Annotated in this window: 14 protein-coding genes; 5 read left to right on the top strand and 9 right to left on the bottom strand. The window is 44.2% G+C overall.

The features are described from left to right. Positions 1-5 precede the first annotated feature (5 nt). The 3 genes from bioA to nadD all read right to left on the bottom strand — a co-directional run bounded on the left by bioA (position 6) and on the right by nadD (position 2,590). Positions 6-1,328, bottom strand: a complete 1,323-nt coding sequence (gene bioA, locus L3D27_RS01350) for an adenosylmethionine--8-amino-7-oxononanoate transaminase (protein WP_432481359.1) — start codon at positions 1,326-1,328, stop codon at positions 6-8. A gap of 183 nt (positions 1,329-1,511) precedes the next feature. Further along, on the bottom strand, positions 1,512-1,895 hold the full coding sequence (gene rsfS, locus L3D27_RS01355) for a ribosome silencing factor (RefSeq protein WP_432481360.1): 384 nt from the start codon (positions 1,893-1,895) through the stop codon (positions 1,512-1,514). A gap of 50 nt (positions 1,896-1,945) precedes the next feature. Continuing rightward, entirely contained in the window at positions 1,946-2,590 is a 645-nt protein-coding gene (gene nadD, locus L3D27_RS01360) for a nicotinate (nicotinamide) nucleotide adenylyltransferase (protein ID WP_432481361.1), read from the bottom strand. A 327-nt stretch (positions 2,591-2,917) separates the two neighbouring features. Here nadD and uvrA point away from each other — a divergent pair, with 327 nt between their 5' ends. Both uvrA and L3D27_RS01370 read left to right on the top strand, forming a co-directional pair. Further along, a complete protein-coding gene (gene uvrA / locus L3D27_RS01365; RefSeq protein ID WP_432481362.1) occupies positions 2,918-5,785 on the top strand; it encodes an excinuclease ABC subunit UvrA in 2,868 nt (955 codons plus the stop codon). A gap of 269 nt (positions 5,786-6,054) precedes the next feature. Then, positions 6,055-6,789, top strand: coding sequence for a single-stranded DNA-binding protein (locus tag L3D27_RS01370; protein WP_432481363.1), 735 nt, complete (start codon positions 6,055-6,057; stop codon positions 6,787-6,789). 158 nt (positions 6,790-6,947) lie between these two features. On the opposite strand, the gene L3D27_RS01375 is transcribed toward L3D27_RS01370, so the two are convergent. Further along, the gene (locus L3D27_RS01375; RefSeq protein ID WP_432481364.1) at positions 6,948-8,090 is read right to left on the bottom strand and encodes a glutathionylspermidine synthase family protein; all 1,143 of its coding nucleotides are present in this window, start codon (positions 8,088-8,090) and stop codon (positions 6,948-6,950) included. Beyond that, positions 8,087-8,725, bottom strand: a complete 639-nt coding sequence (locus L3D27_RS01380; RefSeq protein ID WP_373627919.1) for a hypothetical protein — start codon at positions 8,723-8,725, stop codon at positions 8,087-8,089. Before L3D27_RS01380 ends, L3D27_RS01375 begins: the two co-directional genes overlap by 4 nt. Before the next feature lie 239 nt (positions 8,726-8,964). On the opposite strand from L3D27_RS01380, the gene L3D27_RS01385 reads away from it, so the two are divergent. The 3 genes from L3D27_RS01385 to ccmE are packed head-to-tail and all read left to right on the top strand — an operon-like array spanning position 8,965 to position 10,577. Next, on the top strand, positions 8,965-9,768 hold the full coding sequence (locus tag L3D27_RS01385) for a heme ABC transporter permease (protein WP_284673914.1): 804 nt from the start codon (positions 8,965-8,967) through the stop codon (positions 9,766-9,768). Positions 9,769-9,779: 11 nt separating this feature from the next. Continuing rightward, complete coding sequence (ccmD, locus tag L3D27_RS01390) at positions 9,780-10,019, top strand: heme exporter protein CcmD (protein WP_284673915.1); 240 nt, start codon at positions 9,780-9,782, stop codon at positions 10,017-10,019. A 51-nt stretch (positions 10,020-10,070) separates the two neighbouring features. Further along, on the top strand, positions 10,071-10,577 hold the full coding sequence (gene ccmE / locus L3D27_RS01395; RefSeq protein WP_432481365.1) for a cytochrome c maturation protein CcmE: 507 nt from the start codon (positions 10,071-10,073) through the stop codon (positions 10,575-10,577). 138 nt (positions 10,578-10,715) lie between these two features. Here the strand turns inward: ccmE and L3D27_RS01400 are convergent, their stop codons facing one another. The 4 genes from L3D27_RS01400 to L3D27_RS01415 all read right to left on the bottom strand — a co-directional run bounded on the left by L3D27_RS01400 (position 10,716) and on the right by L3D27_RS01415 (position 14,508). Beyond that, on the bottom strand, positions 10,716-11,540 hold the full coding sequence (locus tag L3D27_RS01400; RefSeq protein ID WP_373627916.1) for a MetQ/NlpA family lipoprotein: 825 nt from the start codon (positions 11,538-11,540) through the stop codon (positions 10,716-10,718). Between the two features lie 168 nt (positions 11,541-11,708). Continuing rightward, positions 11,709-12,398 (bottom strand): methionine ABC transporter permease, encoded by a 690-nt coding sequence (locus L3D27_RS01405; RefSeq protein ID WP_284673918.1) that lies wholly within the window; start codon positions 12,396-12,398, stop codon positions 11,709-11,711. After that, the gene (gene metN / locus L3D27_RS01410) at positions 12,388-13,437 is read right to left on the bottom strand and encodes a methionine ABC transporter ATP-binding protein MetN (protein WP_284673919.1); all 1,050 of its coding nucleotides are present in this window, start codon (positions 13,435-13,437) and stop codon (positions 12,388-12,390) included. Before metN ends, L3D27_RS01405 begins: the two co-directional genes overlap by 11 nt. 123 nt (positions 13,438-13,560) lie before the next feature. Next, complete coding sequence (locus tag L3D27_RS01415; RefSeq protein WP_284673920.1) at positions 13,561-14,508, bottom strand: NAD(P)-dependent oxidoreductase; 948 nt, start codon at positions 14,506-14,508, stop codon at positions 13,561-13,563. Positions 14,509-14,608: the final 100 nt, after the last annotated feature.

The following is a 14,608-nucleotide window of genomic DNA, read 5'->3' on the forward strand; positions in this document are numbered from 1 at the left end:
TAACCTTATCTTTGGTGGTTAAAATATTCGTGCAGTAACTTGATGAGATTGGCACATAACATCTTTAAGTCCTCATCGCTTATAACATAAGCAGGCATGAGATAAACGAGTTTGCCAAAGGGTCGCACCCAAATGCCATATTTGGGCAATAGTCGCTGAAAGGTTGGCATATCTATCATCTGCTTCATCTCAATGACTGCAATTGCTCCAAGTACTCGCACATCATAGACCTCCTTCCATGAAATTAGCTGTTGTAGGTGGGTGTTTAGTTTGTTTTGCATTTTCTGTGCTACATAGGCACTGTCGTGCTGCCATACTAGGTCAATGCTGGCAGAAGCAATCGCACAAGCAAGCGGATTGCCCATAAAAGTTGGGCCGTGCATGAGTGCAGGGTAGGGGCTATTGTGTAGAGTGTCGGCGATTTTGGCTGTACTCATTACTGCTCCAAAACTCATATAACCCCCTGTCAATGCTTTACCCAGTGTCATGATATCAGGGCAGATATTAGCGTGGCTGACAGCGAACATCTGTCCGCTTCGTCCAAAGCCTGTGGCAATCTCATCGCAGATGAGTAATACATCGTAATACTGACACAAGGCGTGCAGATGTGCTAGATATTGGGGTGAATAAAACCGCATACCGCCTGCACCTTGCACGATAGGCTCGATGATGAATCCTGCTAGCTTGTCATGATACCGCCCAAAAAAATTATCCATCTGTAAGCGAGTATCATCATCTAGGGGTGTATCAAATCCCATCGGCGGTGCTGGCAAAAAGTACTGTACAGGTAATTGACTACCATACAGGGTGTGCATGCTGTTCACAGGGTCGCAGACGCTCATGGCGTGCCAAGTATCGCCATGATAGCCAGAGTGTGTGCTACCGAAAGCATTTTTATGTGGTGTGCCACGAGCCATTTGATATTGTAGTGCCATTTTTAGGGCGACTTCTACCGCCACGCTACCACTATCAGCATAAAAAATTTTGGTTAGGTTTTTTGGGGTGATGCCAAGCAGTTTTTGCCCAAGCTCTATGGCGGGCGTATGAGTCAGCCCACCGAACATTACATGGCTCATTTTACCGATTTGCTCTGTTACGGCTTGGTTTAAAATAGGGTGATTGTAGCCGTGAATGCTTGCCCACCATGATGACATGCCGTCAATCAGTGATGTGCCATCAGCCATATACAGACGCACGCCGTTGGCATGGCTAATGAGATGATTGTCATAGCTTGGTGGTAAGCTGGCGTATGGATGCCATAGATGTGTACGGTCAAAGGTGGTTAATTGGTCTAAGATGTCAGGGTTGGTCAAATCATAAAGATTCATTTACATCTGCCCTAAAATATGTGTGGATTTGGGGTATTATAAAGGATTTACTAACTGTGGAACAATCTTTTTGGCAATCGGTCAAACCAAACAGACCGATCAATAAAAAAACCGCTCATCAAGAACGGTTTTATCTATGATTTAAGCATGATGTATCTTAAAGCAGTTTGACTGAAAGTCAAATCATGCTTTTTGTACAGCCAAAGCTTGCAGTGCTTCGGGCGATGACCATAAGCCTTCTAGGTCATAGAATTCACGGGCTTCACGAGTCATGATATGCACGACTACCGCTCCTAAGTCCACAAGCGTCCAATCGCTGTCTTTGTCGCCTTCACGACCTAGTGGCATAAGCCCTGATTCCTTGGCTTTTGCTCCGAGCTTATCCGCCAGTGCTTTAACATGGCGTTTGGAGGTGGCATTGGCGATGATGATGTGTTCAGCTACTTCGGTTAAATGCTCTACTGTCATCACGGTGATTTCGGTAGCTTTTAGGTCGTCTAGTGCTTCGGTAGCAAGGGCGACTTGTTCATCTAAAGTCAGTTTTTGGGTGTTGGTTTGGTTTGTCATTGTAGATACTTTAAAATTTTTACCAGATAAACTGATTATTATAGCACATTTTAATCAGTTTCGCCATAAAGTGCGTTGCGGTAAATATAATCTAGCACACTGGGGGCTAAGCCCTCGCCTGCTTTTGGGTCTTTTTTGGCAATCTGTGTCCGAATTTGGCCAGATGACATGGCATAAATGGGGGTGTGGTCTTGATAAATTTTACCGTTGTTATCCAAAAAATCACCCAGATTATCGGTTAAATTCTCCAAAATCTGTGGGCTAAATTCGCCATGTTGGATAAAATCACCACGCCAAAATGCCCAAATTTTGACAAAATCTAAAATCTCATTGCTATCTTTCCAAGTCGGTAGAGTGTACAGGCTGTCTTGCCCTAGGATAAAAATCAGTTGGTCGTTAGGGTGGGCTTGCCTAAGTAGTCGCACGGTATCAATGGTGTAGATGGGCGGTGTACGGTCAAGTTCGCAGGTCTCAATGCCAATCGGCGTGCCATCGGTGGCAAGGCGTAACATGGTAAGGCGATGCTCATCAGTCGTAGGCTTACCCTTAAATGGGTTACCCTTGGTGGGCATGAGCGAGACGCTGATGGGGTCGGTGGCAGCCTGACTTAAAGCATTATGCACGCTCATTGCCATTGATAGATGTGATGAATGCACAGGGTCAAAGGAGCCACCAAGAAAGGCACGAATGGTCATGGCTGATTGGGTAAATGGATTTGTGCTAGTGTAGCAGAAGTTGGTTAGAGTGGCAAATGACCTAGCCTTCCGTCTTATTATGAAAGGAAAAAAAGAGAGGTTAATCTTTGATGGGCTTTGTAACTAGCCTTTGAATGTTGAAAAAGAGCGATAAATTAACAAAATGATAAAAACGATGAACATAACCTGTGTGATGATTGCCCATCGCCTGAGTAATCATCAGTGCTGATGAGATAATTTGTTTAAATAAACCTTAATGTTGCTTTAAAAATCACATCTTTACCCCATTAAGTCAATATCAATCAGATAATCCATCAAAGGCAACCTATGGCACACGAATTTATCAGCATTAAAGGTGCTCGTACGCACAACCTAAAAAATATCGATGTGGACATTCCACGAGATAAGCTTGTGGTGATTACAGGTCTTTCAGGTTCTGGAAAATCATCGCTCGCTTTTGATACGCTTTATGCTGAAGGGCAACGCCGTTATGTAGAAAGTTTATCCGCTTATGCTCGCCAATTTTTAAGTCAGATGGATAAGCCTGAGGTGGATAGTATTGAGGGTCTTTCTCCTGCCATCGCCATTGAACAAAAATCCACCAACCACAACCCTCGTTCTACCGTTGGTACGATTACCGAAGTCTATGATTACCTACGCCTACTATTTGCAAGAGTTGGTACACCCCATTGTCCAGAACATGACTTGCCAATGGTCGCCCAAACGGTCAGTGAAATGGTGGATGATATTCTTGCTAAACCTGATGGCACAAAACTGATGCTTCTAGCACCTGTTGTGCGTGAACGAAAGGGCGAGCATCTTGCCCTGTTGGAGAGTTTGCAGGCACAAGGTTTTACCAAATTTCGCATTGACGGTGCGGTCTACGATGTGGACGAGCTACCCACTCTTGCTAAGACGCACAAACACACCATTGAGGTGGTGGTGGATAGATTCAAGGTGCGAGATGATTTGGGTAATCGAGTGGCAGAAAGTTTGGAGACCGCCTTAAGATTGGGTAATGACATTGTCATCGTCCATCATATGGACGGAGCTGATGAAGCTGTTTTGTCCGCTAAGCATTCTTGTCCTGTCTGTGATAGGGTGGTTAGTGAGTTAGAGCCACGCCTTTTTAGTTTTAATAATCCTGCTGGGGCTTGCCCATCGTGTGATGGTCTGGGCAAGCGTCAGTATTTCTCTGCTGAGCGGATTGTTACCGAGCCTGCAAAATCCATCAATCAAGGGGCAATACATGGTTGGGACAAACGCCATGCTTATTATTTTGGGCTGTTGACCACAGTCTGTACGCATTTTGGTATTGATATGGATAAGCCGTGGCAGGAATTACTCAAAAAAGAGCAAAACATCATCTTAAACGGTTCTGGCAAAGAAAAGATTGTCTTTAATTTTACCGATGAAAGGGGGCGTAAGACAACTAAGACCGTACCGTTTGAGGGGATTTTACCTTATCTAGAACGCCGTTATCATAGCACTACTAGTAACATTGTGAGAGATGAGCTGGCTCAATACCTTTCGGATACTACTTGTAATGTCTGCAATGGTGTGCGTCTAAACGACATTGCTCGTCATGTCAAAGTGGACGGTCGTGGCGTGGGGGATATCATTCATCTTCCCATCGGTCAGGCATGGCAATATTATGAAAATCTGCACATTAGCGGACATAAAGGCGAGGTGGCGGATAAGATTTTTAAAGAAATTCGTGAACGGTTGGGATTTTTGACTAAGGTGGGCTTAGAATATCTAACCCTTGCTCGTTCTGCTGAGACATTGTCAGGAGGTGAGGCACAGCGAATCCGTTTGGCAAGTCAAATCGGTGCAGGGCTCATGGGAGTCATGTATGTGCTTGATGAGCCGTCCATCGGACTGCACCAAAGAGATAATGACCGTTTGTTATCCACTCTAACGCATCTTAGGGATTTGGGCAACACGGTTATTGTCGTGGAGCATGACGAAGATGCCATCTGTATGGCAGATTATATCATTGATATTGGTGTGGGAGCAGGCGTGCATGGCGGAAGAGTGATTGCTGCAGGAACGGCAGATGAAATTGCCAAAAATAATGACTCCTTAACAGGGCAGTATTTGTCAGGTAAAAAACGCATTGAAGTCCCTAAAGTTCGTCATACTGCCAAGATGGGTGAGGTCAAAAAAGGCAAAAAGACGGTATCTGAGCCTTTATATATCCGTCTAGAAGGAGCAAAAGGCAACAACCTAAAAAATGTTAATCTAGAAATTCCCATCGGTGTGATGACCTGCATCACAGGTGTGTCAGGCTCTGGCAAATCTACGCTCATCAATCGTACGCTCATGCCACTATCTGCCACATACCTAAATAATGCCACGACATTAGTACCCGAAAGTTACGATAAAATCACAGGGCTTGAGCATCTTGATAAGATGGTGGATATAGACCAAAGCCCCATTGGTCGTACCCCTCGTTCTAATCCTGCTACTTATACAGGGGTGTTTACGCTCATACGAGACCTATTCACCCAAACGCCTGAGGCAAGAGCTAGGGGATATAAAGCAGGGCGTTTTAGCTTCAATGTTAAGGGTGGTCGCTGCGAGGCTTGTCAAGGCGATGGCATGATTAAGGTGGAAATGCACTTTTTACCCGATATGTATGTGCCGTGCGATGTCTGTGATGGTAAACGCTACAATCGTGAGACGCTAGAGGTGCATTATAAAGGCAAGTCCATCAGTCAAGTGCTAGACATGACGGTGGAAAATGCACTTAGTTTCTTTGAGGCGATTCCTGCGATTCATCGCAAATTAGAAGCACTCATGCAAGTGGGACTGGGTTATATTCAGCTTGGTCAATCTGCCACGACATTATCGGGAGGTGAAGCCCAAAGGGTGAAACTTGCCAAAGAACTTGCCAAACGAGACACAGGGCAGACTTTATATATCCTAGATGAACCGACCACAGGACTGCATTTTCATGATATCAAAAAACTACTTGATATCCTGCACACCCTTAGAGATAAGGGTAATACGGTGGTGGTTATTGAGCATAATCTGGATGTAATTAAGACTGCTGACCATATCGTTGATTTGGGCTACGAAGGTGGTGATGGCGGTGGCATGATTGTTGCGACAGGAACGCCAGAGGAGGTGGCACAAGATGAGAAATCTCATACAGGGCGTTTTTTAAAAGGTGTGCTTGAAAAGGGATAAGTAGCAAAATTTTTGATGGTTGATTGTGCATCTGATGACGGTAGCGATGATGATTTATGCTATCGTCATGATGGAGCAGAAACATGATGGGTGTTTGATTAAATTTGCTACCATGAAAGCAAATTCCCAAAGATGCACAAGGCGAGCAAAAAAAGACTGGTAATTTTGCGAAATTTTCGTTAAAGTAGGCATACAGGCTTAGTTGAATAACAAGAATGGTCTGTGTAATAGGTGTTTTATATTTATATTAGTTAATGATAGAGTAGCTTATGAGTAGTGTGAATAAGGTAATCATTGTTGGTCGCTTGGGCAATGACCCAGAAGTGCGTTCTTTTCAAAATGGCGGCGGCGTTACGAATATTTCAGTAGCGACAAGCGAGCGTTGGACAGATAAAAATACAGGCGAGCGTAAAGAGCAGACAGAATGGCATCGCATCAGTCTCTTTAACCGCTTGGGAGAGATTGCAGCTCAGTACTTGCGTAAAGGCAGTATGGTTTATATTGAAGGTAGCCTACAGACTCGTAAATACACAGATTCACAAGGCATTGAGCGATATAGCACAGAGATTCGTGCGTCAGAGATGCGTATGCTAAGCTCAAATAATGAGCAAGGTGGCTTTGGAGGCAATCAAGGCGGTTTTGGTAATAACTATAACGGCGGTAACAACTACGGCAATCAAGGTGGCTACCAAAACCAAAATAACCAACAGTGGGGCAATAACCAAAATCGTAATTTTAATAATAATTACAACCAAGATTACCCACAGGCAAATCAGGGTTTTGGTAATCAGGGCAATCCGAATACTCAATATCAAAATGGATTTGCCAACCAAGCCAATCAGGGCGGACAGCCACCAATTCAAAGTCCAAACGCCAATCAAAACAACATGGCACAAAACAATTCTTTTGGTACGCCTAGTATGGCAAAACCAGAATCCACACCACCTGCTGCCAGTAAGCCAACACCTTCTATGGTGGTGGCAGATGATGACATGCCGTTTTAATTCATCAAGACTGGCAGTAATAACAAAAAAACAGCTGTATTTCAGCTGTTTTTTTGTTTTTGGATACCTTTTTGATAATATGATTGCTTTGTGGGTGTCACAAACCTTTGTTGGTTGAGTGCTGATTATGCGTTCGTTTAAACGCATAAATTAAGACATTAGCGGAAAATATGTGGCACAAAAAGACTGGTATCCTTGGTGATGGCAGTATAATCTTCTCGTACGCCAATGCCTGCTGCACCATGCCCAACAATCCAGCTGCCAACTAAAGTATGCATGGTTTGACCTTGATTGTTGGTAAAGGTAGGTAGGGCGTGTGCTTGCTGATAGACATGACCTTCTTTGCCATAAATACCCTCAGTTTGCTCGGTTTTATTATCATGATACAGTGTGATATTTGCCCCTTCACGAGAAAAAAAGGGTTTTTTGACATAATTGCCACCAAGCATTTTTTCATCAAGATAAGCAGGCAGTAGATTTGGGTGATTGGGGAATAGCTCCCATAGTACAGCAAGCAGAGCTTTGTTGCTAAACAGTAGTTTATAAGCAGGTTCGATAAATTGGGTGCTACTGTTTGCAATGTATTGTCCAAACTCTTCTTCAACAAGCCACTCCCAAGGGTATAATTTGAACAGCTGATGAATGGAGTTTTCTTGTAGATCTACGAATGCTTTATCATGATGGCGATAACCAATGTCGTGAATATCAATAAACTGTGTATCAAGACCTGCCTGTATCGCCACATCTTGTAGGTAGCGAGTGGTAATGTAGTCTTCTTGATTACCGGCAACAGCAGTAAAGTATAATGGATGCTCACTTTTTAGGGCTTGAAATTCCAACAAAAGACGCTCGTGAATGCTGTTGAATTGGTCAGCGTCAGACAGCTCGCTACCTCGTGCGTGTAGCCAATACCACTGTGCCACGCTACCTTCAAAAAGTGATGTGGGTGTGTCGGCATTGTACTCATACATTTTGGGTGGATTGGTGCCATCATAGCATAAATCAAAGCGACCATAGAGAGTTGGCAGGCGTGCCTTAAAACTCTGTTCAATTAAGGTGGCGGTGTGATCATTGATGCCCAATTTATCATAATCGCCTGTTTGTATGATGTGATTGGTGGCAGCAAAGTACATACGATGTAGGTCTTCGGTAACACGCTCAAGCTCATCAATCTGCGACTCGCTAAACACATAACACGCATCTTCTTGCCAGTAGTTGCCATCAACACTGTGGTAATCAAAGCCGATGCGATTCATCTCATCTTGCCAGTTGGGGCGTGGGGTGATACTGATGCGTTTCACGAGGTTGCCCCAACGCTTGAGCTTGAAGCACTGTTGCCAAAGCCGCCACGAGTTGTGCCATCTTGGTTCTGAGCTTGGGGACTTTGATAATTTTGTGTGCTTTGGGCGGCACTTTGGCGAGTGCCTGTGTTTTGATTGCCGATAGCATTATTGGCATTGGCGGTGTTGGTATTTGTACGATTGACTGGTTGCTGTGTGGTGGTTGGTGTCTGAGAGGCACGAGATGCGTCCGCCACTCGGTTGTTGGCGGCTTTGGTTGCAAGGTAGCCTGCCGCTGCACCTGCCGCTGCTCCCGCCAGCAAAGCCGTACCAGCACCCATGCCATCTTGTGCTTCGCTTGTTGTAGCTTGTTCATCGACCTGCTCTTGGGGTAGTATTCCTGTTGCTTGTGCTTCTAGTTCGGCAGCAGCGGTATTCACGGCTTCTGCTTGTTGGCGTGCTTGGGCGGCAGCTAGGCGTGCTTGGGCTTCAGCAAGCTCTCGTTCAGCGTCTGCCAATAATTGCTCATTGGTTTTTGGGGTATCGTTTGGAGCTGGATAGCAGGCACTAAGCCCAATGGCACTGGCACCTAGTAGAACAAGTGAGATGTGAGAGGACTTGCGAGACTTTCTAGAAAGTGGGACGGTGTTTGACATTAACTTTTGACCTCGGTTTAATTGAATAAATGATTAAAATTGATAATATCATACGAAGAATAATATCGTATAGTTAATAATATTATGCGGATAAATGAATGATTTTACAAGAATTTTTTGCATCAAAAAAATTGCTTGTTTTTGGTAGGTATATTCCCCAATTGGTCAAGTCGTGATATAATTTAGGTGATTTATGGTCAGTATTTTGATTTCTTTATCCAATCAAGTGGTAATATCCCATGTCTGATAACACTCGCAATAGAGGTGTGCAAACAGGTTTTTTTGGTCGTCTGTGGCAAGGTTTTTTGACGACAGTTGGCACAGAGCGGTTCTTTCATATTTTTTCACCATGGGTGAAATGGCTGTCTGTGATTGCAGTAGTGCTGTTGGGTGTGGGAACGGTTTGGGGTCTGGGTTTTGCACCACCTGACTATCTACAGGGCAACAGCTATCGCATCATCTTTATTCATGTGCCGGCGGCCAGTCTTGCGATGAGTATTTATTTTGCTTTGGCAGCACTTGGTGTGATTTTTTTGGTATGGAAAATCAAAACTGCCAACATTGTCGCCCAAGCCATTGCCCCTATTGGATTCATCTTTTGTGTGCTAAGTTTGCTGACTGGCTCTATCTGGGGCAAGCCCACTTGGGGTACTTATTGGGTGTGGGACGCACGCTTAACCAGTATGCTTATTTTGGCGTTTTTGTATGTGGGTGTTATGGCGTTATTCTCCGCTTTTGAACATAGCCAAAACCGTGGTAAGGCAGCAGCAATCTTATCCGTTGTGGGGGCGGTTAATTTACCCATCATCAAATATTCGGTAGAGTGGTGGAATACCTTGCATCAAGGGGCGACTTTTACCATCACCAACGCCCCAAAGATGTCGCCAAGTATGTGGGTGCCACTATTGGTGATGCTACTTGGTATGTATTTTTTGGTGGCGGCACTTGCCATCTATCGTACCAACTCTTTGATTTTATCCCGTGAATATAATAAAGCATGGGTACAAAAACTACTCAACAAGCCAGCAAACCATTCATCATAAGGTAGCAAGCGATGACACCATATTTTTCAACTTTTAGTGATTTGATTGATATGCAGGGGCATGGTGCATTTGTATGGCTGTGCTATGGCATTACTTTTTTATCGCTCGTTGCATTGATTATCTATGTCATCTCTGAACGCAAAAACACTTTAATTAGGCTAAAGCGACAATCAGGATCTCATCAAAAAAATGATCGCCTAACCAATAAACAACGAAAGGCACTGGGTAATCAGCACGCTAGCCAATCCTGATTTTTAAGTGCGATAGCAATACAAACAGACAATCCAAAAAAAGATACCGTCATGAACAATGTAAGACAAAAAAAACTGATGTGGGTGATTGCCATGCTTATTGGGACAATCATTGCAGTTGGGCTGATTTTATACGCCATTCGCCAGCAGACTGACTATTATTTTGATCCGACTGCCATCGCCACAGGGCAAGCTCCTGAAGCAAAGCGTATTCGTGCAGGTGGTATGGTGGTGGCAGGTAGTGTCAAGCGAGACCCAGTCGATCAGCTAAACATTCAGTTTCAGATCACTGACTACAAAAAAATCGTGCCTGTAACCTATCGTGGGGTTTTGCCTGATTTGTTTGCCGAAAACTCTGGTATTGTGGCAACAGGCGAGTTAAAAAACGGTGTCTTTGTGGCGTCAGAAGTGCTTGCCAAGCATGATGAAAACTATATGCCGCCAGAAGTAGCAAAATCTCTCAAGCAAGAACACGCAGCACAAGGCACGGATGTCAGCGGTGAACAGTTTGCACCTGCTGTACCAATGAGTGAGATTGATGGGCGATCAAGTGATTAAGTGAGCAAACATAATGTTTGGCATTCTTTGATGATTAGATATTGGCTGCCTTCAACAATTTGATTTACCTAAATCATTTAAATAAACCTCTTTGAGCAATGAATACTCAAAGGGGTTTTGCTTGGGATAAGGCTTGAATTACCAGCCTTTAACCACGCCGTCTTTAAATTGTTTTTTCGCTTCAGCTTCCACTTCATCAGTTTGATAGGCTTTAACGAAGTTTTGTACCGCCTCTGAATCTTTATTGTCGCTACGAGCCACGATGATATTGACATACGGTGAATCTTTAGCCTCAACAAAGATGCCGTCTTGAGCGGTTAAGCCTGCCTGACCTGCATAGTTGTTATTAACAACTGCTAGGGCAACATCATCTAGAGCACGAGCTGCCACAGAAGTATCTACTTCTTTGATGACTAAATTTTTTGGGTTTTCAATGATGTCTAGCGATGTTGAAAGTAGGTTGGTGTTGTCTTTTAGCTTGATCAGACCTTGTTTTTCAAGCAAAATTAACGCACGAGCTAGGTTTGATGGGTCGTTTGGTACAGCGATGGTTGCACCGTCTTGTAACTCATCAAGTGATTTGATTTTTTTAGAATAGCCAGCCAATGGATATACGAAAGTATTGCCCACGATTTCAAGGTTGGTCAGTCCTTTTTTCTTGCTGTCTTCGTCAAGATAAGGTTTGTGTTGCATGGCGTTGGCATCTAGATCGCCTTTGGAGACAGCTTCGTTTGGTAAGGCGTAGTCGTTGAATTCAACATATTCAACAGTCAGACCGTATTTTTCTTTGGCGACTTTAGCAGCTACTTCTGCCACAGCGTGTTCAGGACCGCTCATTACGCCTACTTTAATGGTTTGAGCGTCAGCAGGGGCGGATTGCTCAGCTTGTCTGTCGTTGCCACAACCGACCAATGCGATGCTAGAAGCTAGGACGCACAGTCCAAAAAATTTATTTAATTTCATGATGATTACCCTGTATGGTAAAATGGATGATGATAAAAATGCCTATAAAAAATAACATTTTGGCATATTAAACCACAAATCGCCAATGCAATTCAATATGCAATGAAGAAAAGTTTAATCATTTAGTTATTCTTTTTTGGAATATGTTATTTGATGGATTATTGTCAATCATCGGTGATCAACCCGTGTCGCCAAAGCATCACCTAATTTTTGGCAAATCATGACAATCGCAACAATGATGATGGTTGCAATCCATTTAACATAAACCATGCCACGATGCTCGCCGTAGCTGATGGCAAGATTACCCAGTCCACCACCACCGACCACACCTGCCATCGCTGAATAACCAATGAGTGTAACGAGTGTTAAAGTGATGGCATTGATAATCATGGGCAGGCTCTCTGGCAGATAGTATTTGCTGATAACCTGCCAATGTGTTGCCCCCATTGATTGTGCTGCTTCGGTCAGCCCTGTGGGAATTTCAGCAAGTGCGTTAGCGGTTAGGCGTGCCATAAAGGGAATGGCGGCAGCACTTAATGGGACGATGGCAGCGGTTGTGCCAAGCGTTGTTCCTACCAAAAAGCGTGTTACAGGCATCAATACAATAAGCAAGATAATAAATGGCACAGAGCGACCAATGTTGATGATGGCATCAAGCAGGCGAAACAAAGCTATGTTTTGTAGAATTCTTCCTTTGCCTGTTAAGAATGCCACAAAACCAAATGGCACACCCACCAGCACGGCGATCAAAGTTGCCACCAGACCCATATAGATGGTCTCATAGGTGGATTGAGCGACCATCTGCCACATCTTGGGGTGTAGCTCGGTCATAAAATCGGTATAAATCTTATCCCACATAACCCAAAACCTCCAAACCTACACCGTGTGCCGTCAAGTATTCATTTGCCTGCATGATGGCGGTTGAGCTACCCATTAGCTCGGCAATGGTAAAACCAAATTTCACACCACCTACATAATCCATCTGCGAAGTTAAGATGCTAAATTCTACACCAAACTGCTTACTCGCTTGCGAAAACAACGGCGAGTCCACAGAGTTGCCACTAAATTCGTATTTCACCACAGGATAAGCGGTATCATGACTGGGTTTGGTGTGTAGCTTTGCTAAGAACTCGTCGGGCAATCCTAGATGAAAGGTGGAATCAATGAATGTTTTGGCGACTTGTGTTTTTGGATTGGCAAAAATCTCGCTTACTTTGCCTTGCTCTATTAGCATGCCTTTGTCAATCACTGCCACTTTATCGCAGATGCGTTTGACCACATCCATTTCATGCGTGATGAGCAAAATGGTGATGCCAAGCGTTTTATTGATATGCTTTAATAATGCTAAGATGGTTTGTGTGGTAGCAGGGTCTAAAGCGGAAGTTGCTTCATCGCACAGCAACACTTTAGGGTCTGATGCCAAAGCTCGTGCGATGGCGACTCGCTGTTTTTGACCGCCTGACAGATTGGCAGGATAGGTGTCGTGCTTATCGTTTAATCCGACAAGTTGGGTCAGCTCGCCCACTTTTTGGCGAATCATACTTTTGGGCGTGCCTGATAGTTCAAGTGGTAGGGCAATGTTCTCAAAGACTGTGCGAGAGTGCAACAAGTTGAAATGCTGAAAAATCATGCCAATCTTTCGTCTTGCCTTGATTAGCTCAGCTTCAGATAAGTTGGTCAGCACTACGCCATCAACCGTTACTGTACCTGAGCTTGGTCGCTCTAGTAAGTTGACGCAGCGGATGAGAGTGGACTTACCTGCCCCTGATGAACCGATGATGCCAAAAATCTCGCCTTGCTTAATCGTAAGATCGGTTGGCTGTACGGCGGTGAAGCTGGTGGACTGCCCATCTTTTTGAATGTGAAATACCTTGCTGACTTGGTGCAACTGTATCATAGATGTGGTCATAAGTGATGAAATATTGTCAATAAAATCAATAAAAACTGTGCAAAACCACATAGTATAGCACAGTTTTTGATTTGGCGACTGTATCTGTGTTGGGTGTTGAAAGGGTCATCATTAGACTGTATAAGTTTTGATAAACTCATCTATCTGCGTACAAAGAATCTGCCACAGCCTTGCTTGTGCATCTAGGCTACCCCATGCGTTGTGCGGTGTAAAAAAGACTCTGGGGTGGTCTTTTAGGGTGAGTAGTGGGTCATCATCAGTGAACGGTTCGGACCCAAACACATCAGCACCATAACCTAAAATCTGACCTTGTGTTAATGCCTGTGCGATGGCATGACTATCCACCACACCACCGCGTGCAACATTGATGATGGCGGGCTGTTTTTGCATTAGGGCGATGGTATCATGATTGATAAGATATGCTGTATCGTCAGTTAAGGGGCAATGCAAGCTGATTACATCGGCTGCTGCCAACACCTCTTCAAAGGTGGTGTAGTTGTCATCTCTTGGTGGTTTGCCACGGCGTTCGGCAAGTAGTACTGTCATGCCAAAAGCTTGTGCAATGCGTGCGACATTTTGACCGATATTACCACCGCCAATGATGCCTAAGGTCTTGCCCGATAAATCAAAAATTGGTTCATCAATCAAACAAAACCGCCCATCTGCCTGCCAAGTACCATCGGTCGCCTGCTTGTGATAGGTGCTGGCGGCTCGCATGACATTAAGCATGAGCATAAAGGTATGTTCTGGCACGGTTACGGTTGAATAGCCTGTAACATTTCGCCATGCCACACCTTGTTCATCACAGGTCTTAGTATCGATGTTGTTGATGCCTGTGGCGGTTATATGAATGAGCTTAAGATTGGGTAGGCTTTTGATGATGTTGGCGGTGAGATTAACTTTGTTGGTAATGATGATGTCGGCATCAGCACAGCGTTCAATGATGACTGCTTCGTCATTAGGTGTGTTGTCATAGCGGACATATTCACTGACGGATATGGGTAAGGACAAATCGGTCTTGTTTGAAAAAGTGTCGGTGTCTAAAAATACAGCTTTCATGGGTGTGCCTTAATATGAACAGATGGTGTGCTAATCATAGTGACTGATGAGATGGTTTATCATATCGTACAATCTAATAAATATCAAACGAAGTTGGTTT

This window comes from Moraxella sp. ZY200743, assembly GCF_050885545.1.
Taxonomy (GTDB): domain Bacteria; phylum Pseudomonadota; class Gammaproteobacteria; order Pseudomonadales; family Moraxellaceae; genus Moraxella; species Moraxella haemolytica.

What these genes read in the sequence shown, in the direction of transcription:
- ccmD (WP_284673915.1), top strand. Translation starts at nt 9,780, where the DNA reads ATGACACCATATTTTTCAACTTTTAGTGATTTGATTGATATGCAGGGG.
- L3D27_RS01415 (WP_284673920.1), bottom strand. Translation starts at nt 14,508, where the DNA reads ATGAAAGCTGTATTTTTAGACACCGACACTTTTTCAAACAAGACCGAT.
- L3D27_RS01400 (WP_373627916.1), bottom strand. Translation starts at nt 11,540, where the DNA reads ATGAAATTAAATAAATTTTTTGGACTGTGCGTCCTAGCTTCTAGCATC.
- rsfS (WP_432481360.1), bottom strand. Translation starts at nt 1,895, where the DNA reads ATGACAAACCAAACCAACACCCAAAAACTGACTTTAGATGAACAAGTC.
- bioA (WP_432481359.1), bottom strand. Translation starts at nt 1,328, where the DNA reads ATGAATCTTTATGATTTGACCAACCCTGACATCTTAGACCAATTAACC.
- L3D27_RS01405 (WP_284673918.1), bottom strand. Translation starts at nt 12,398, where the DNA reads ATGTGGGATAAGATTTATACCGATTTTATGACCGAGCTACACCCCAAG.
- ccmE (WP_432481365.1), top strand. Translation starts at nt 10,071, where the DNA reads ATGAACAATGTAAGACAAAAAAAACTGATGTGGGTGATTGCCATGCTT.
- L3D27_RS01370 (WP_432481363.1), top strand. Translation starts at nt 6,055, where the DNA reads ATGAGTAGTGTGAATAAGGTAATCATTGTTGGTCGCTTGGGCAATGAC.
- L3D27_RS01385 (WP_284673914.1), top strand. Translation starts at nt 8,965, where the DNA reads ATGTCTGATAACACTCGCAATAGAGGTGTGCAAACAGGTTTTTTTGGT.
- nadD (WP_432481361.1), bottom strand. Translation starts at nt 2,590, where the DNA reads ATGACCATTCGTGCCTTTCTTGGTGGCTCCTTTGACCCTGTGCATTCA.
- uvrA (WP_432481362.1), top strand. Translation starts at nt 2,918, where the DNA reads ATGGCACACGAATTTATCAGCATTAAAGGTGCTCGTACGCACAACCTA.
- L3D27_RS01380 (WP_373627919.1), bottom strand. Translation starts at nt 8,725, where the DNA reads ATGTCAAACACCGTCCCACTTTCTAGAAAGTCTCGCAAGTCCTCTCAC.
- metN (WP_284673919.1), bottom strand. Translation starts at nt 13,437, where the DNA reads ATGATACAGTTGCACCAAGTCAGCAAGGTATTTCACATTCAAAAAGAT.